We start from the raw sequence: 18,661 nt of genomic DNA on the forward strand, positions 1-18,661 counted from the left end.
AATGAAAAAGTTAAAGAAAATATTAAATATTAAATGATTTAAAAGCGTTTTAAGTTTTATACATTTTTTTATCATACTTCATAGTGTTATTACTATAATTTGAGTATTTTTAACGATTCTTCAAATTAAAGGGGATGAATTTTTTAAAAATTTTATACCATTAAATTTTCAAAGTGTATTTTTTAATATTTATCTTTGATTATTAATTATTTATTTCTTAATAACTGGTATTAAGTTAATTATTAGGGGTTATTATTTTAATAAAGTTTTTAGAAAGCATCAAATGCAAGTTGCTAATTGTGAATGTCCGCAACATCAACAGTATAAATTTTCTGATGCTTTTAAAGCGATAAAAAAGAGTTTTAAGGCGTGATGAGATGCATAAGATTATTTCTTGATTTATTGTAATGTTTATTATTTTGGTACCGTTAGGGGCGTTCTTTGATAGAAAAAAATCATCAAAACCTAATATAGAACAATCCTTTATGAAACGACAAAAACGAGCCATAAATCCTAGTAAATGTGGTGAAAGTTGTAGTTTTGAATTTAGTGTTCTTAAAAATACATTTTTTAATATTGAGAGTTTCCCTGTTCCTTCTGCGGGTAGAATTACTTTTTTTGATGATAATGTTTCTTTTTCGTCTGATATAGTTAAAACTAGTTTTCTTCTTGAGAATCGTCAATCTGGTAATTTGATAGAGCGTTTTTTTGAAAAAAATGGCTTTCGAACTCGTAAAGTTGTTGGTAATTTTTCTAATACTCAGAATTTTTCTGTTGAAGGTTGGCAAATTTCTGAACTTGTTAATGTTAAAATAATTTTTGCTTTTAAGAGTTGGAAAGACATTAGTGATTCTCAATATTATATTCGAGAGTTTACTGCTCATTTACCTTCTTTACCAGAGAAAGATAACGAGCAACCGTTACCTATGGAAATAACTAAAAATGATGGCGAATATCAATATACTCAGTTTCAAGATAAGTTAGACTATTTGATGATACAACGCCGAGATTTTGATAAATTTAATTATAGTTATTTATATTGAGTCCCAATTTTTAATTTCTTTGACGATAATTTTAAATATATGAGTGAAATTTCAATTAAATTAAATGGTTTTAAACAAAATAGTAAATTTAGTTTAAGTCGTAAAAATTCATATCCATCCGGTTTCATTGAAAAAGTTATTTTTAGAGAACTTTCCTTTTCTAGTTTTGGTGATGTTATTACTATAAAAACTGAACATGGTAGCATTGTGGGTTATAATGAGTTTTTAGAAAATGGTAAATCGCTTTGAAAATCTGGCTCGGAAACAAGTTTTGGAGGAGATTTTATTAATACCTTTTTTGCACAAATTAATTATTATGGTAATACTTTCCATTTTTTACGCTATGATGATAAATTAAAAACTGATTTTAAAGATTTTATGATTTATTACCAAAAAGATTTAACTGTTGATTTTATTAATGGTTTATTTAATAAAATTTATAAAGTTTTAGGTGGGTTTTTTGTACAATTTTTTTATGCGAGTTTTGATATGGATGCTTCTACTTATGTAGAATTAGATTATAAAGGAATGCAACAAATTCCTAAAAATGTTTTACAAATGGGTTTTTTCTATCGCTCCTTAATTACTTTTTATCCCAAACAGTATTTAATTAACTTTGGTTCAACAACGGAAAATAGTAAGAATATGATTTTTCGTTCCTATTTCTTTGTTAAAGATAAACAAATTGCCAATGGTTTTAATACTGGTAAAAGTTCTTATCAAATAGATTTTAATGTGTTAAAAGCATATGATAATCAATTATGAAACTCCATTAGTAATAAACTGCATTTTTATAATGCTAAAGTTGATGTAATGTATGGAATTAATATTTTTACACTGACTTTCCCAATATATAAAAAGAAAAATGAAAGCACTGAATATCATTATTCTTTATACGATTTTAATATTTTGAATTCAACAGCTTTTATTGGTGGTGGAATAAGTGGTAATGTGGATGACTTAATTCCTACACCCAACTGTTCTTATTGGGGTTTATTTAGTGCCATATCTTGTGGTATTCAGCACGCTTCTGTTAGTGTGTTGAATTGATTACTTGGTCTTTCAGGGATTAATCTTTTAATTCGCCCCCTTGCGGATATTGCCAAAACAACAATTAATTTTACCAAAATTGCCTTTCCGGTGTTTGAAATTATTCCGGCATTTCAGATGTTATTTGAATTTATAGTACCCTTAGCAATTTTGCTAATGATATTAAAAAAATTTTCTTAAATGTTTCCAATATTTTTATATAAAATATAATTCCTTTGAAAGGAGGATTTTTATTTATGTGAAAATTTTTATCAGCTTTAAATTTAGTGTGTGTAATGTTTGTTTCTGGATGTAATAAAGCAAATATTTCTGAATTAGGAGAAAAAAATATTTGTGGGGATGGTTGTGGTTTTGAATTTAGTGTTCTTAAAAATACATTTTTTAATATTGAGAGTTTCCCTGTTCCTTCTGCGGGTAGAATTACTTTTTTTGATGATAATGTTTCTTTTTCGTCTGATATAGTTAAAACTAGTTTTCTTCTTGAGAATCGTCAATCTGGCAATTTGATAGAGCGTTTTTTTGAAAAAAATGGCTTTCGAACTCGTAAAGTTGTTGGTAATTTTTCTAATACTCAGAATTTTTCTGTTGAAGGTTGGCAAATTTCTGAACTTGTTAATGTTGAAATAATTTTTGCTTTTAAGAGTTGGAAAGACATTAGTGATTCTCAATATTATATTCGAGAGTTTACTGCTCATTTACCTTCTTTATCTGAAAAAGATAATGAACAACAATTGCCTAATCAATTAAAAATTTAATAAATATTCTTGAAAATCGTATTTTTTGTAATGCGATTTTCTTAATTTAAGGAGTTTAAAAATGAAATATATTATTTCCCAAGCCGATTTAGCAGATTTAAAAGCAAAAGCACAAAGTTGATTAAGTTCTAATTGTCGTAATCCTTATTACTATAAAACTAAAAAACGCATTACTGCCTATTTAAATTTATGTACTTATTTTTATATTGAAGAAACAACTTTAACAAAACTTATTAAAAAATATTTTAAGAATGCAACAAAAACTTTTTATCGCTGGGCAGAAAAAATTATGACCGCTTATTATTCTGATAATTTAGATTTGTTATTGTTTAAAACTACAAAACCACAAAATCTTAATTATCAATATAGTTTAAATTCTCGCGAAAAAGTATGTGATTTATATTTTGATTACAAAAATCTTCAAACCGGTGGAATGTGGTCTTTATTTAATAATTTAAAAATCGGTTTTCATGATGTTAAAAATTCGGAAGTTCCGAAAAATATTAAAACTTTTTATCGCTGAATTAAATCTGACCCTCGTTGAAAAGAATTAAAACAACAAATCAAACAAACGAAACGCCATTTTAAGCGTTATGAAGTTTCCGAGATTGGTCTTTTACAAATGGATGCCAAAATTATTACTACAACAAATTTTCCGGTTGATAAAAAATATTATATTTATGATTTTATTGACGAAATGACACGCATAGTATTTGGCTATGTTTATGATAGTTTAGGAACCAATAACGCAATTAATGCCGTACAAAGAGCAATGAAAGATTTTGGCGAGCTTGGCGTAACCCTTAAACGCCTTCGCACTGATAACGCCCCTGAATTCACCACTACTAATTGAAGTAATAAAAAAGCATATAAAGTAAAAGAAAGGCCTTTTACAACCTTTCTTTCGAGGAACGGAATTGTCCATGAAACCACACCAATCCGTTCTCCTCAAAGTAATGGTAAAATTGAGCGGTTTCATCAACATTATACCAAATTATTTTATGCCAAGGATAAAAAATTAAATCAAAATGAACTTCAACATTATTTAAACAAATATTATTACTTTTATAACTTTGAACGCTGTCATTCAGCATTACAAAATAAATCACCATTTCAAACATTACAAAAATTTTTAACAAAGTAATTTCTAGAAGTTTGAATAATTATTTTTTACAAAATATTTAACTTGTTGTTCCAGTTTTGATTAAACTGATTGCCCCTAAAATACTTAATATTTTTTTCATTATTGTTGTTTTCCTTTTTTGAGTTGTTTTATTATTTTTTAAATATTATTCTCAATTAAGCGACTTTATTGAAATAGTATAATTAACATTTGAATTTCCAGTATAAAAATTTAAATCATTTGATTTAATTTGAGCACTAGTTAAAGTAATATTTAAAATATTAATTTTATTTATATCTATACTAGGATATAGCTCTTTTAATTTATCCTTGATTTGTTGCTCTGTTGGAATATTAGCACCACTAGTTTTTAATATTCCTAAATTACTTTTAAATGGAATAATTTCGGATAAGTCTTTAACTTCATTTTGTTTTATCCTATAACCGCAAGCAACTAAACTACTTGCACTTATTTCAATTAAACCTATTGCTCCTAAAATACTTAATATTTTTTTCATTATTGTTGTTTTCCTTTTTTGAGTTGTTTTATTATTTTTTAAATATTATTCTCAATTAAGCGACTTTATTGAAATAGTATAATTAACACCTATATTTCCAGTATAAACAATTGTATCATAAGAATTAATAGTTGCACTGTTATTAGTAATATTTTCAACTTTAATTTTTGTTATATCTACTGACTGATTTTTTTCTTTTACTCTATTTTTGATTTGTTGTTCTGTGGGATTAGATAAATTAATAGTTTCAAATTCGCCTAAAGTGGTATTTGTAATAATTTTATTTAAATTAACATTAGATAAAAAATTAACTTTTACACTACCACTATAAAAGTCTTTTCTTTTACTATAAGTTATTTTTGCATCTCTAAGTGTTATATCTTTAATTTCAAAATCATTTATTATATTTTTTAAGTTGTTATTTAATTCTTTTAATTTATCTTTAATTTGCTGTTCCGATGGTTTATCAGTTCCATTAGTTCTAATTGGGCCTAATTCAATTTTTTTAATAAGCAATCTTAATGGTCTAGTATAATTAATATTTGTTTCACCAATATAAATACTTGTATCAATTGAGGTAATCTTAGCCGTGTTTAGGGTAATATTTTCAACTTTAATTTTAGTACTATCTAACTGCGGATTTAAATTTTTTAAAAAGTGTTTCAATAAATTTTCATCATAATTACCACCAAAGCCATCTATATCAATTTCTCCTAAATTAGTATTTTTAATAATTCTATTTATTGGTACAGACTTATCAACTGTAAAATTAATTGTTATTTTACCACTAAAACCAGCTATACTAACTACTGCACTATTTACAGTAATATTTTCAACTTTAATTTTTGTTATATCTACTGACTGATTTTTTTCTTTTACTCTATTTTTGATTTGTTGTTCTGTTGGTTTATCAGCTCCATCAGTTTTAAATACAGGTTTAGTTTTACCATTTTCTGTGTTTCTTTTATTTCTTATTGTAGTTAAGTACATTCAATTTAATTCATCTAAATCACCAACTTTTTTAATTTCTTTTTGTAATGAACTAGTAGCAATTACAGTTGGCATTGTACTACTAGCAATCGTAATTGTTCCTAATAATCTTAAAAGTTTTTTCATATTAATTAAATTCCTTTCGTGAATTTTTACTAATTAATAAAATTTACCAAATAATTAACAACCTTTCTCCAAATTTTAATCTGTAATTCCTTTGCTTTGGAATTTAATTATAAATTATTTTTAAAAATTTTCTGAATTATTTGATAATTTATCATCCCTTTTTAAAAAAACTTCTTGTACTTGTCATAAGTCTGTGGTATATTACATATTTTAAAATTTTATGTAGAAACCATATACATATGACAAGATTTTGGTTTCTACAAACTTGCTTTTAATTAATAAATAAATACGAGCTCATTTATTTATTACAAGAAATATAAGGTTAAATTAATATTTATTATTTTTAGTTATGCCTTGTATTTTTTTGTGCCTTGATAGTAATAAACTAAGTTAATTAGTAAACAAAGTTTACTAACAAATTTTGTTAAACATAAATGTTTAAAAAAATAAATATTTAACTTAGTTAGATAACTAAGTTAAATATAACTTAGTTTAATATAACTAAATATATTTGTAAGGAAGGTATGTATGTGAGAAATATTGAAAATATTTTTTTAAATACTAAAAAATATCTTTTAAAAGAAACACAAAACGCAATTCTTATTAAAGCACCAGAAATTCCGTGATTTAGTAATCCTATTGGTATTTGATTTTCAAAACGATTTGTTTATAAAGGCAAATATGAAAATTCTATTTGTATTGGAATAATTAGAAATGGTGAGTATCAGTTGGTTTCAGTTAACAAAAAAGAGCAGGAGTCTAATTTGATTATAGGACAAGAATTGTTAAATTTTTTTATTGCTGAAAAAGAGAACGATAAAAAGGATGTAAGTTTTAATTATTTTAAAAATTAATTTTAAAGGTGTTTTAAGGTGCCTTAAGAATAAAGGTAAAAAAAACACATCTTGGTTGATGTTTATAGTGGCGAAGCGGTGCGGAAAGCGTATGCTCCGCCCGCTAGTTATGGATGAGTTGAGTTATTTAACTAAGTTATTGCAATTTATTTGATTTGGTGTAGTAAAAAATAGTTTTGGAGTTTTAGAAATGAAAATGTGAGTTAGTGTGGATGAGCCTGGTAAAGATTATTGTCAAGAGTTTATATATTCTATTAATAAAAAAACTGGATTAGAACAAAAAATTTGAGCGTCTAAATCTGCAGTTGATTCTGTTAGAACTGATTTAGTTGGTGATAATTGACTTTGTGTTGATTTTGTTGAACATAATTGTTTAAAAAAATATGAATTAGAAAATTAAGGAGAAAAGAAAGATGAGTATATTTGGATTAGTATTTTTTACGATTTTAACATTATTACTAGCATATTATATTGCAGTTAATATTTATCGGTTTTTTAAAGATAAAAAGAAATATGGTAGTGAAGCAAAACAGCTACCAAAAGATTTTACTTATTCACAACGAATATTTATTGCAAAGTTTAAACGAAATTTGTTAGAACAAGATGAAAAAGAAATTAAAAAGTAGGTTTAGAAAATGTTTAAAAAAATAATTATTGAGTTAATTGAATTAATTTATCCAACTGCCGATTTACCACCTCAAGTTGTATTTTTGTTTTCAATTTTAATAATTGTAATGCTCTTCTCAGCAATTATTTTTCTACTCTTTTGACCTTTTAAGCGGTAATTATTATGTTTTTAGTTGCTTGAAAAGATTTAGATTGAGAACAAATAAAAGTGTATTTTTGGGATTTATTTATTCAAATTACAACTATTCCAGCTCGTATTACTGGTGGCAAAGAAATTGATTTAACCAAAGAACTACTTTGACTTTTAATAGCAAATATTGCGTTTTGAATGGTATTAGTATTCATCGTCTTATTTATGGTTATTTTATTTTATAAGGTTAAATCATATTTTGTTTAGAAAGGGGGTGATTATATGTTCGGAACTTTCTTAGTAGATGCACCAGCTGTTACTGGCGAACAAGCGGTTACTAATTTATGAAAAGCATTAATTAAAGCATTTGGTAATATTTGAACTGATATTATTGGTGGTAATATGCCGAATGTCGTTAATTTCTTTGCTACATATTGAGTTTTCTTGCTTGGTGTGATTATTGGTTTATTTTTAATCGCTTTCAAAATGTTTGAAAAATTAATGCCCGGCAGATAGTAATAAAAATAAAGAAAGTGTGATTTAACTGATGCTATTGTTTAAGAAAATAAATTTAAGATTATATGATTTTGTCGCTTTAAATCGCACTTTATTTATTATTGCGTGATTTTATGGTGCGATTTTGCATTATTATAATCCCCAAAGTTGACGAATGTTATTTGATATTATTTATTTATTAATTGCTTTGTATATTTTATATACTAAAATTTCTCATTTCTTTGCTCGTCGTAGTTTTATTAATTTCTTATTAAATTCACCTTTAAATTTAGTAATTGGTGCTTTAGGGACCGGAAAAACCGCTTTAATGGTTTTAGCTTCTTACTTATTAAGTGGTTGGAAAACGATTTCTACTTTTCCGATTACTGATAAACAAATGCTTTCATTAGGGCATATGTCTTTATTAGATTATAATTATCCGATATTAGAAGAAAAGCATTTGCTGTTATGAGATGAAACTAACTTATTTTTAGAAGGAACTGACTATAAAGAAAATGATAGGTAACCCAAGGTTTACAAGAATATTTTGCTTCAGCTCGGCAATTTACCCATATCGTACTAGCGAGCGGACAACGAGCCGAACATATATGAGTTAAAGTTCGTGATATTGCGAATTCAATAATTGTTGGTATTAGAAAAAAACCAGTTAGTATCTTTCGACCCTATTTGCAAGTTATTTATGGTACTTTTAAATCCGTAAGCGAATACGAACAATGACGATTAACTCTAATTAATGCAAAAAATGATAAAAAAGGTCGCAAAATCAAGTATCGTAGCATTCCGGAATTAGATATTTATTTCTTTAAATTGAAAATTCCGATGTCAATTTTAAACCTTTACGATAATAAATATTTATCATTCTTGCGTGAATTAAGTAATCGTGCTTTGAATGATAATTATCAGCATAAATTTTGAAATGATAATGTAATGGATATTGAAGCATTAGAATATTTGAAAATGGAGAAATTTAGCAAGATACTTACTAAGTTAAAAAATAATCTAAAGAAGAAAAATAAGTAAAGGAGTTTAAAAAATGGAAAACTTAGAAAAAATGGCTAGTTTGATTGGCGATATGTTTTATAAAGTTTTTGATTTAATTTGAACTTTAACGATTCCGGGAACAGATATTCGTATTATTATTTTTCCGCTAATTATGCTTGTTATCAATCTTATAATCGGTGGCATTTTAGGTATTCATATTGAACGACCAAAAGTTGGCTTTCGTAAAAAATATCGAAAATCAGTTGCTAATTGAGGAACTAAGAAACAATCATCTAGTGGTCCAATTAAGAAATTTAGTGGTAATAGTCCTAAAAATAGACCGTGAGTTGACCAACATGGACGGCGAATAAAAAGGTAGGTATTTAAAATGTTTAAATTAATAATTTTATTTATTCTTGTTGCTGTTTTTTCTATTTTTGCTTTAAATGACTTTTTAGGTTTATGAGCCTATGTGCGTGAGGGTTTAGAATATTTTAATAAAGTTCTATCAAATAATATTAAAATTTTAGATTTGTTTAAACCAATGATTAGGTTATTTTCTCAACATCCGATTTTCCAAATCTTAGGAACGATTTGTATTTTATCAACAATATATTTAATTTTAAGGAGTTAAAAAATGAAAAAGTTAAAGAAAATATTAGGTATTAAATGATTTAAAAGTGTTTTAGGTTTTATACATTTTTTTATTATATTTCATAGTTTTATTACTCTAATTTGAATATTTTTAACAAAAATTCGAACTAACACAGATGAGTTTTTTAAAGATTTTATATTGTTTGATTTTCAAAATGTAGTTCTTAAAGTGTATTTTTGATTATTAATCGTTTATTTGTTAATAACTGGTATTAAGTTAATTATTAGGGGTTATTACTTTAATAAAGTTTTTAGACAGCATCAAATGCAAGTTTTGAATTGTGAATGTCCGCAACATAATCAATATAAATTTTCTGATGCTTTTAAAGCGATAAAAAAGAGTTTTAAGGCGTGATGAGATGCATAAGATTATTTCTTGATTTATTATAATGTTTATTAGTTTGGTACCGTTAGGGGCATTCTTTGATACAAAACAACCACCAAAACCTAATATGGAACAATTTTTTATGAAACGAGAAAAACGAGCTACAAACCCCAGTCAATGTGGTGAAAGTTGTGAATTAGAGTTTTCCAAGATTGGTAAAAGTGCTTGAGTAATTAGTGGTTATGGCCAGGGTTCATATCATTTAGAAATTGATGCTACTGATTTAAAGCTTTCTAGTGATTTTGATATTCAAATAGGTAATGGCGATTTTGTTCAAAGACCCGCCCTTCAATTATTTGTTGACAAAGATAGTGCTGGTTATAATCAAATTAATAACTTTTATCGTTCTAATGGTTCTTATAAGTCCAAGCCTTTTAAAGAATTTTATTTTATTGATAATTTAATTAATTTTAAAGTATTTCTTAATAAGAAAGTTCCACAAGGTCTTAACACGAAAATGTTTCATATCACTTCATTCTCGGCGGAAATGCCTCCTTTACCAGAAAAAGATAACGAACAACCATTACCTACGGAAATAACTAAAAATGATGGCGAATATCAATATACTCAGTTTCAAGATAAGTTAGACTATTTGATGATACAACGACGAGATTTTGATAAATTTAATTATAGTTATTTATATTGAGTCCCTGTTTTTAATTTCTTTGATGATAATTTTAAATATATGAATGAAATATCAATTAAATTAAATGGTTTTAAACAAAATAGTAAATTTAATTTAAGTCGCAAAAATTCATATCCACCCGGTTTTATTGAAAAAGTTATTTTTAGAGAACTTTCCTTTTCTAGTTTTGGTGATGTTATTACTATAAAAACTGAGCATGGTAGCATTGTGGGTTATAATGAGTTTTTAGAAAATGGTAAATTGCTTTGAAAATCTGCCTCGCAAACAAGTTTTGGAGGAGATTTTATTAATACCTTTTTTGGACAAGTTAATTATTATGGTAATACTTTCCGTTTTTTACGCTATGATGACAAATTAAAGACTGATTTTAAAGATTTTATGCTCCATTATCAAAAAGATTTAACTGTTGATTTTATTAATGGTTTATTTAATAAAATTTATAAAGTTTTATGTGAATTTTTTGTACAATTCTTTTATGCGAGTTTTGATACAGATGCCTCTACTTATGTAGAATTAGATTACAAAGGGATGCAACAAATTCCTAAAAATGTTTTACAAATGGGTTTTTTCTATCGTTCCTTAATTACTTTTTATCCCAAACAGTATTTGATTAACTTTGGTTCAACAATCGAAAATAGTAAGAATATGATTTTTCGTTCTTATTTCTTTGTTAAAGATAAACAAATTAACAATGGTTTTAATACTGGTAAAAGTTCTTATCAAATAGATTTTAATGTGTTAAAAGCATATGATAACCAATTATGGAATGTTACTAGTAATAAACTTTATTTTTACAATGCCAAAGTTGATGTGATGTATGGAATTAATATTTTTACGCTAACTTTTCCACTATATAAAAAGAAAAATGAAAGTACTGAATATCATTATTCTTTATACGATTTTAACATTTTGAATTCAACGGCTTTTATTGGTGGTGGAATAAGTGGTAATATGGATGATTTAATCCCTACGCCCAACTGTTCTTATTGAGGTTTATTTAGTGCAATATCATGTGGCACTCAACACGCTTCTGTTAGTGTGTTGAATTGATTACTTGGTCTTTCTGGAATTAATCTTTTAATTCGCCCTCTTGCTGATATTGCCAAAACAACAATTAATTTTACCAAAACTGCTTTTCCGGTGTTTGAAGTTATCCCGGCGTTTCAGATGTTATTTGAATTTGTAGTACCCTTAGCAATCTTATTAATGATATTAAAAAAGTTCTCTTAAATATTGCCATTATTTTTTATAATATAATTCCTTTGAAAGGAGGATTTTTCTTTATGCGAAAATTTTTATCAGCTTTAAATTTAGTATGTATACTGTTTATTTTTGGATGTAGTAAAAATAGCAATGATTTAAAAACATATAAATTACAATTTTCTAAAATTGGTAAAAGTGCTTGAGTAATTAGTGGTTATGGCCAGAGTTCATATCATTTAGAAATTGATGCTACTGATTTAAAGCTTTCTAGTGATTTTGATATTCAAATAGGTAATGGCGATTTTGTTCAAAGACCCGCCCTTCAATTATTTGTTGACAAAGATAGTGCTGGTTATAATCAAATTAATAACTTTTATCGTTCTAATGGTTCTTATAAGTCCAAGCCTTTTAAAGAATTTTATTTTATTGATAATTTAATTAATTTTAAAGTATTTCTTAATAAGAAAGTTCCACAAGGTCTTAACACGAAAATGTTTCATATCACTTCATTCTCGGCGGAAATACCTAATAAAAAAAATTAGTAATTTAATAAATATTTTTGAAAATCGTATTTTTTGTAATGCGGTTTTCTTAATTTAAGGAGTTTTAAAATGAAATATATTATTTCCCAAACTGATTTAGCTGATTTAAAAGCAAAAGCACAAAGTTGATTAAGTGCTAATTGCCGTAATCCTTATTACTATAAAACTAAAAAACGCATTACTGCCTATTTAAATTTATGTACTTATTTTTATATGGAAGAAACTACTTTAACAAAACTTATTAAAAAATATTTTAAGGGTGCAACAAAAACTTTTTATCGTTGGGCACAAAAAATTATGACCGCTTATTATTCTGACAATTTAGATTTGTTGTTGTTTAAAACTACAAAACCACAAAATCTTAATTATCAATATAGTTTAAATTCTCGTGAAAAAGTATGCGATTTATATTTTAATTACAAAAATATCAAAGCCGGCGGAATGTGGTCTTTATTTAACAATTTAAAAATCGGTTTTCACGATGTTAAAAATTCAGAAGTTCCTAAAAATATCAAAACTTTTTATCGCTGAATTAAATCTGACCCTCGTTGAAAAGAATTAAAACAACAAATTAAACAAACCAAACGCCATTTTAAGCGTTATGAAGTTTCCGAGATTGGTCTTTTACAAATGGATGCTAAAATTATTACCACATCAAATTTTCCGGTTGATAAAAAATATTACATTTATGATTTCATTGACGAAATAACACGCATAGTATTTGGATATGTTTATGATAGTTTAGGAACTAATAACGCAATTAATGCCGTGCAAAGAGCAATGAAAGATTTTAGTGAACTTGGCATAACCATTAAACGCCTTCGTACTGATAATGCTCCGGAATTTACCACTACTAATTGAAGCAATAAAAAAGCATATAAAGTAAAAGAAAGGCCTTTTACAACCTTTCTTTCAAAAAGCGGAATCGTTCACGAAACAACACCAATTCGTTCGCCTCAATCCAATGGGAAGATTGAACGATTCCACCAACATTATAACAAATTATTTTATTCCAAGGATAAAAAATTAAATCAAAATGAACTTCAACATTATTTAAACAAATATTATTACTTTTATAACTTTGAACGCTGTCATTCGTCATTAAACACTAAAACGCCATTTCAAACATTACAAAAATTAATAAATTAATTTCTCCTTTTAAGTGTTTACTATTTCTATTTAATATTCGAAGAATTCATATTAGATTCAGGACTTGCTAATACTAAAGATTTAAATTTACCACAAAGAACTAAAATGCCACCAATAATAAAACCAAAAAAAATTCCAAAAATACCTGCCAAAATATAATTTTGACTCTTTTTACTTAATACTAAACTATTAGTTATTATCGCCATCACTGCCAAAATTACTAAAATAATATTGATAATTCAAAATACACCAAATATAAATCCAATAACTCCGGCTCCAATTAAAGTAAACGGCAATAAAATTAGAGCAAGAAATAAAATAATTCCCGAACTAACAATCGTTATAATTAGTCCTGCTCGCATTAATCCATCAGGGCCAATATTAGTTGGATTTATATTTTTAGTTTCTTTTTTTAAATTAGAATTATTAATCATTCTTAAAACATCCCTTCTTTTTTAATTTTATTATCTATACATTATATTCAATAAATAATATATTGCAATTGCAATAATAACAAAACTTTATGCGTCCTTTTTAAAGGACGCATAAAGTTTTGTTAGGTAGGAAAAGGTTTAAATAATTTTGAAAGAAAAGCAACTAAAAATTGATTACCTTTTTATTTAAAAAATAAGTAATAAAACAAAATATTTAATATTAACAAACATAATCTTAATAAAAGGTTATAAAAACTAAGTAAAATGCTTACAAAAACAATATTAAAATAATTTTTTACAACAAAAATCGTACATAGGATATATATACTTAATTTGCATATTGAAATAATTTATAGTAAATGATTATTTTTTCTTTTTTTAAAAATACCTAAGAAAACTAAACGCGACCCTTTTTAAAAACCCTCTTGTGTTTGTCATAAGTCTGTGGTATATTACATATTAAAATTTTAGTTTTACCACTATTTTTAGTAGTTTAAAAATACTTACTATTTTATGTTTTTATTTATTGTTTTAATATTTTTAACTTTAAATTTAAAGTCTGCCATTACACCACCAATAAAAATATTAAACTTAAATGAAGTTTTATTTACTACCCTAAAATCTTTATAGAGATTATTTGGTTCCATCACTAATTTAAATGGTAAATCAACAACAAATTTTTCTTCAACTCACTTTTTAACTAAGTTACCAATATCATCCACCAACTTTTTTCCTTTACCTTTTATTGTTAATGGTAAATCTGAAAAATCAAATTCTTGGTCAAAAAATTCTTTAATTCTTAAAAATAAAATTTCATTAACATTTTTATTAACATTCTTAACTTTAAATCTAAAATCACTTTGTACATTGCCAACAGCAATATCAAACTCAAAATAATCACCATTAACTATTTCTTTAGAATTATTAAGAACATTGTGAAATCTGGAATCATAATCTTTTGCTTCAACAGGAACTATTTGATTATTAGTAAATTGATTCGAACTTCAATTTCCAATTAAAGTATAAACATTGTGAACAATATTTCCGATTTCGGAAACACTATTCATTAAATTAGCATTAGGTTCTTGTTTACTAATAAGATTTAAATTTTCAGCAATAGTATAACCAACTTTTATTAACTTCGCTGTTTTTGATACCGACTCTAAACCGGGAACAGCATCAGATATTGATTCCACTGCATTAACACAAGGTTTTAAATGTGATATTGTTTTTTTAATATTAAAACAACCACAACTTAATGATTGGGGGATATTATCAGCACGAGTTAACATTTTAGAACCTTTCATTTTTAAATGCAATGTTAAATTACTAGAAAAATTATTCAAAATTCATCTTTTAACTAATTGATAAGCATCTAACCTAGTATGACCAACTGTTAATTTATGTTGCCAAAAATCAAATTCTTGATTAAAAAATTCTTTAATTGTTAAAATTACTTTATGTGCCTCAGTTTGAATAACATTTTTAATTTTAAATTTAAAATCAGTTTCTTCATCACCAATAAAAATAGTAAACTCAAAACAATCGCCAGCGATTACTGCTTCTGAATTATTAGTAATATAATGAAATTCACTATTATCATCCTTTAATTCTAATGAAAATGATATATTTCCTAAAATTTCTTTAATTCATTTATTAGCCAAATGATAAACATCAATACCTTTTTGATTTACTGATAAATTATGTTGCCAAAAATCAAATTCTTGGGCAAAAAATTCCTTAACTTTAAAAACATTTCCTTGGTCAGGATTTTTAGCAATATTAATCGCTTTAAAATTAAAGTCTTTTCATAAATTATCAATAATAATATCAAAATAAAAATAATCACCAGTTTTTACTTTTTTTGACTGATTAGTAAGAGTTTTTGATAATGGTTTATTTTTACTCATTATTTTAAGTGGTTTGGCGTTTTCTTTCACAAGAAGCTCAATTTCAGGAACATTAGGAAAAATTTCCTTAATTCATTTCATTGCTAAATCATAAGCATCTTTTCTTGTATTACTTGTTGTTAATTGATGCTTTGTAAAACCAATTTCCTTAGCAAATAAATTTTCAATTTCATCTAAAATAGCGGCCCCATCAATTTTTCCAATATTTATTAATTTAATTTTATTATTAGAAGTAGATACTTCTTGTACATCTATTTTAAGATTAATTAGTAAACTATCTTTATTCAAAGCAACTTTTTGATTTGCAGATTGCAAATCTTGTAATTTAATTTCAATACGATTATAATTAAAATCCTGATTTCACAAAAAGTGTTTTAATTTTTCATACGCTACTAAAACTACTTGTTGTCTATTATGTTGACAATTAATATTTCAATCATGTTCTAAATCAAAAAATGCTTTTGTTCTTTTTAAAAGCTCATTATAACTTAATGACGCTATTACTTTAATTTTAAGATTACGATCACAAATTTCTTTACCATCAATTTTCAATATTATATCTCAATTATTAATTCCTGAACTATTTTTTAATTCATAACTTTGAATATGTTTTAATTTAAATTCAATTCTATCAATATCTTTATCAACGAATTTTTTAAGTTCTTCTTTAGCCTGATTAAAAACAAATCAACCATTATGGTCCGTTGTTAGATTTCAAAAATGCACTTTATTAAAGAAAAATATTACTTTATTTACAAAATGTTCATTATTTGAACTTATATTTATTAACTTAATTTTAAAATCTTCATTTAAATCAAATATTTTTGTACCATCAACTTTAAGTACGAATAATATTTCTGTTTTCTTATTTATTTTTTCACTAGCCATCTGGGAATCTTTTAAACTTATTTCAATTTGCGAATAATATTTTTCGCCTAATATTTCTTGCAACTTAACTTTAGTTTTTTCTAAAATATCACTAAAACTACTACTTTCAAAAATATTTCAATCATATTCTTGAACAAAAAAGTTTTTAATTACCGCAACTAAATGTTTATGTGTTAATTCAATATTTTTTAAATAAACTGGATATGTATATGCTATTTCATCAATACTAAAACTTATTCTAAATTCTGTTTTACCAAGTTTCAGCATTGCTCAATTATTATTCATTAACATATTAATGTCACCAAATTCATATTGACTTTGTAACTGATATTTTTCACTTAAATGAAAATTTTTAATTTTGTCTTTAAATCCCAACAATTCTTGTGCCACTAATTTCTCGTTCAATATTTTTATCACATCGCTAATTTTATGTTGTGAATTTAAATTAAAATCAAATTCTTGTTGAAAGAAATTTGCAATACTAGCGGGATTTAATTCAATATTTTTAAATTTAAAAATAAAATTAGTTTCATTATCTAAAATTTTAATTTTAAATTTAATATTACGATTATCTTTAAATTTCTTAGAAAATTGCAATTTATCATCTAAACTACAATCAATTGCCTTCAATTCAAATCTTATTGTTTCACCAATAATTCCTTGAATTAAATTTTTAACGAAATTATTTGCATCTTGTACCTTATGATAGCGGGTTAATTGATGTTCATTAAAATCAAATATCTGATTTTTAAAATAGTTCTTAATTTTTTCTAATAATTGTGAAACTGTTAAAATATTTTTTGCTTTAAATAAATATTCTTTAAATCGCATTCCTTTTGAAATTAAAAACTCAAATGAAACACTAGTTTTTCCCTCTTGAACTTTTTTCATTAAATTATAACCTTGGTTTTTAAAATGTTTTAGAATAAATTGAAATTTTTGGTCTTTACTAATAATTTTATGAAGTTCATTAAAAACAAAATTATAAACATCTTGTTCCGTACTTACAATGCTTAATTTGTGTTCATTAAAATCTCATTCTTGATCAAAAGTTTCTTCAATCTTTAAATATCAACTATCCATCGTGTAAAGTTCTTGAAGGTTAAATGAAAATTCACTACTACAAGAAAACATTTTAATATTAAAAATAAATGTTTTATAACCAGCAATTTGTTGCAATGAAGCAAGAGAAGGATACAATGAACTATTAGGATTAATTTCTGCTTCACTACCAATTCGTTGGTCAAAAACAAAATTTTTCATTTCTAAACTAAATCATCTACCACCAACAATATTATTTATTAACTTATTAACGACATTATAAACATCTTGATGACGGTTTCTAATTGTTAACTTATGTTCATCAAAATTAAATTTTCGATTATTAAAATAATCTTTAACTTTTTCTATTGTTGCCATTTCTTTTATTGAAACTTTTAAATCAAAACTAGTAGGTGGTAAAAAAACATATTTTTTTGCTAATAAAGCATCACCATCATAAAAAAATTGATGACTAAATGTAATATTAAATGGACTTGATTGATTTGACTTTCGATAAAATAAACCAATTTCATCAACAATAGAATATAATTTTTCTGTTTTCATATTAACACTTATTTTTTGTTTTACTTTTTCATCTAATTTTAGAATATTACCATAATATAAATCTTCATATTCAATATCATAATAATCTGATAATAAAGTATGGTGATCATATTTTTGCAATTTAGCTAATGTTTCAATATTATCTAATTCTCAACCATTAATAATTTTAGCAAAATAGCCATCTTTTTTAATTGAAATTTTTTCACTGTCAATTAATTGTTTAATAACCGTAATAATATTTAAAGCACGATGGATACATTTATCACTATTTATAACTTCAATATTTTTAGAATAATATCTAACAATATTACTAATAACTGACAAAATAAATGGATAATATAATATTTCCATTATCGGTTTTTTAAAACCGACTTCATAATTATTTATCATATCAAAGCCACTAAATCCTTGATACAAATATGAAACATTAATATTACTTATTGTCATCTTTAAATTATTAGATAACTGGTTTCAAAAATCTAATTTAGTAACATCGCTAATAATATTTTTAAAATTTATATCATTCGGATTTA

At 25.1% G+C, this 18,661-nt stretch carries 22 protein-coding genes; 17 read left to right on the plus strand and 5 right to left on the minus strand.

Annotated elements, in window-relative coordinates; all coding sequences use genetic code 4:
- Position 1: 1 nt before the first annotated feature.
- The 4 genes from AAHM88_RS06795 (at position 2) to AAHM88_RS06810 (ending at position 3,992) form a co-directional block, all read left to right on the plus strand.
- Positions 2–385 (plus strand): hypothetical protein, encoded by a 384-nt coding sequence (locus tag AAHM88_RS06795; RefSeq protein ID WP_342262693.1) that lies wholly within the window; start codon positions 2–4, stop codon positions 383–385.
- On the plus strand, positions 378–2,273 hold the full coding sequence (locus AAHM88_RS06800) for a hypothetical protein (protein WP_342262694.1): 1,896 nt from the start codon (positions 378–380) through the stop codon (positions 2,271–2,273). The genes AAHM88_RS06795 and AAHM88_RS06800 overlap by 8 nt, the downstream gene beginning before the upstream one ends.
- A gap of 56 nt (positions 2,274–2,329) precedes the next feature.
- Positions 2,330–2,848 carry a hypothetical protein gene (locus AAHM88_RS06805; protein WP_342262695.1) on the plus strand — a complete coding sequence of 173 codons (519 nt, stop codon included), beginning with the start codon at positions 2,330–2,332 and terminating at the stop codon, positions 2,846–2,848.
- Positions 2,849–2,909: 61 nt separating this feature from the next.
- Positions 2,910–3,992 (plus strand): DDE-type integrase/transposase/recombinase, encoded by a 1,083-nt coding sequence (locus tag AAHM88_RS06810; RefSeq protein WP_342262696.1) that lies wholly within the window; start codon positions 2,910–2,912, stop codon positions 3,990–3,992.
- A 37-nt stretch (positions 3,993–4,029) separates the two neighbouring features.
- On the opposite strand, the gene AAHM88_RS07470 is transcribed toward AAHM88_RS06810, so the two are convergent.
- Genes AAHM88_RS07470 through AAHM88_RS06820 form a run of 3 tightly spaced genes read right to left on the minus strand, consistent with a single transcriptional unit; the run spans position 4,030 to position 5,604 of the window.
- Entirely contained in the window at positions 4,030–4,092 is a 63-nt protein-coding gene (locus AAHM88_RS07470) for a lipoprotein (protein ID WP_425289542.1), read from the minus strand.
- 45 nt (positions 4,093–4,137) lie between these two features.
- Positions 4,138–4,488 (minus strand): lipoprotein, encoded by a 351-nt coding sequence (locus tag AAHM88_RS06815; RefSeq protein WP_342262697.1) that lies wholly within the window; start codon positions 4,486–4,488, stop codon positions 4,138–4,140.
- 45 nt (positions 4,489–4,533) lie between these two features.
- Positions 4,534–5,604 (minus strand): hypothetical protein, encoded by a 1,071-nt coding sequence (locus tag AAHM88_RS06820; protein WP_342262698.1) that lies wholly within the window; start codon positions 5,602–5,604, stop codon positions 4,534–4,536.
- A gap of 530 nt (positions 5,605–6,134) precedes the next feature.
- Between AAHM88_RS06820 and AAHM88_RS06825 the strand changes: the two genes are divergently transcribed.
- The 13 genes from AAHM88_RS06825 to AAHM88_RS06885 all read left to right on the plus strand — a co-directional run bounded on the left by AAHM88_RS06825 (position 6,135) and on the right by AAHM88_RS06885 (position 13,291).
- Complete coding sequence (locus AAHM88_RS06825; RefSeq protein ID WP_215826176.1) at positions 6,135–6,458, plus strand: hypothetical protein; 324 nt, start codon at positions 6,135–6,137, stop codon at positions 6,456–6,458.
- Between the two features lie 58 nt (positions 6,459–6,516).
- A complete protein-coding gene (locus tag AAHM88_RS06830; protein ID WP_342262689.1) occupies positions 6,517–6,858 on the plus strand; it encodes a hypothetical protein in 342 nt (113 codons plus the stop codon).
- Positions 6,859–6,871: 13 nt separating this feature from the next.
- Positions 6,872–7,084 carry a hypothetical protein gene (locus AAHM88_RS06835; protein ID WP_215825617.1) on the plus strand — a complete coding sequence of 71 codons (213 nt, stop codon included), beginning with the start codon at positions 6,872–6,874 and terminating at the stop codon, positions 7,082–7,084.
- Positions 7,085–7,248: 164 nt separating this feature from the next.
- Positions 7,249–7,482, plus strand: coding sequence for a hypothetical protein (locus AAHM88_RS06840; protein ID WP_342262699.1), 234 nt, complete (start codon positions 7,249–7,251; stop codon positions 7,480–7,482).
- Between the two features lie 15 nt (positions 7,483–7,497).
- The gene (locus AAHM88_RS06845; protein ID WP_342224170.1) at positions 7,498–7,731 is read left to right on the plus strand and encodes a hypothetical protein; all 234 of its coding nucleotides are present in this window, start codon (positions 7,498–7,500) and stop codon (positions 7,729–7,731) included.
- Positions 7,732–7,762: 31 nt separating this feature from the next.
- Positions 7,763–8,236 (plus strand): hypothetical protein, encoded by a 474-nt coding sequence (locus AAHM88_RS06850; protein WP_342262700.1) that lies wholly within the window; start codon positions 7,763–7,765, stop codon positions 8,234–8,236.
- 161 nt (positions 8,237–8,397) lie between these two features.
- Positions 8,398–8,751, plus strand: coding sequence for a hypothetical protein (locus AAHM88_RS06855; protein ID WP_342262701.1), 354 nt, complete (start codon positions 8,398–8,400; stop codon positions 8,749–8,751).
- 13 nt (positions 8,752–8,764) lie between these two features.
- Positions 8,765–9,091 (plus strand): hypothetical protein, encoded by a 327-nt coding sequence (locus AAHM88_RS06860; RefSeq protein WP_342262702.1) that lies wholly within the window; start codon positions 8,765–8,767, stop codon positions 9,089–9,091.
- Between the two features lie 9 nt (positions 9,092–9,100).
- Positions 9,101–9,346, plus strand: coding sequence for a hypothetical protein (locus AAHM88_RS06865; RefSeq protein WP_338967003.1), 246 nt, complete (start codon positions 9,101–9,103; stop codon positions 9,344–9,346).
- Between the two features lie 3 nt (positions 9,347–9,349).
- On the plus strand, positions 9,350–9,733 hold the full coding sequence (locus AAHM88_RS06870; protein WP_342262703.1) for a hypothetical protein: 384 nt from the start codon (positions 9,350–9,352) through the stop codon (positions 9,731–9,733).
- Positions 9,726–11,627: a hypothetical protein gene (locus AAHM88_RS06875; RefSeq protein ID WP_342262704.1), complete on the plus strand. Its 1,902-nt coding sequence runs from the start codon at positions 9,726–9,728 to the stop codon at positions 11,625–11,627. Before AAHM88_RS06870 ends, AAHM88_RS06875 begins: the two co-directional genes overlap by 8 nt.
- Before the next feature lie 53 nt (positions 11,628–11,680).
- Positions 11,681–12,142, plus strand: a complete 462-nt coding sequence (locus tag AAHM88_RS06880; protein WP_342262705.1) for a hypothetical protein — start codon at positions 11,681–11,683, stop codon at positions 12,140–12,142.
- Positions 12,143–12,211: 69 nt separating this feature from the next.
- Positions 12,212–13,291, plus strand: coding sequence for an integrase core domain-containing protein (locus AAHM88_RS06885; RefSeq protein WP_342262706.1), 1,080 nt, complete (start codon positions 12,212–12,214; stop codon positions 13,289–13,291).
- A 26-nt stretch (positions 13,292–13,317) separates the two neighbouring features.
- Here the strand turns inward: AAHM88_RS06885 and AAHM88_RS06890 are convergent, their stop codons facing one another.
- Positions 13,318–13,725 (minus strand): hypothetical protein, encoded by a 408-nt coding sequence (locus AAHM88_RS06890; protein WP_342262707.1) that lies wholly within the window; start codon positions 13,723–13,725, stop codon positions 13,318–13,320.
- A 506-nt stretch (positions 13,726–14,231) separates the two neighbouring features.
- On the minus strand, positions 14,232–18,575 hold the full coding sequence (locus AAHM88_RS06895) for a hypothetical protein (RefSeq protein WP_342262708.1): 4,344 nt from the start codon (positions 18,573–18,575) through the stop codon (positions 14,232–14,234).
- Positions 18,576–18,661: the final 86 nt, after the last annotated feature.

The organism is Spiroplasma endosymbiont of Dromius quadrimaculatus (genome assembly GCF_964031155.1).
Classification (GTDB): Bacteria; Bacillota_I; Bacilli_A; order Mycoplasmatales; family Nriv7; genus Nriv7.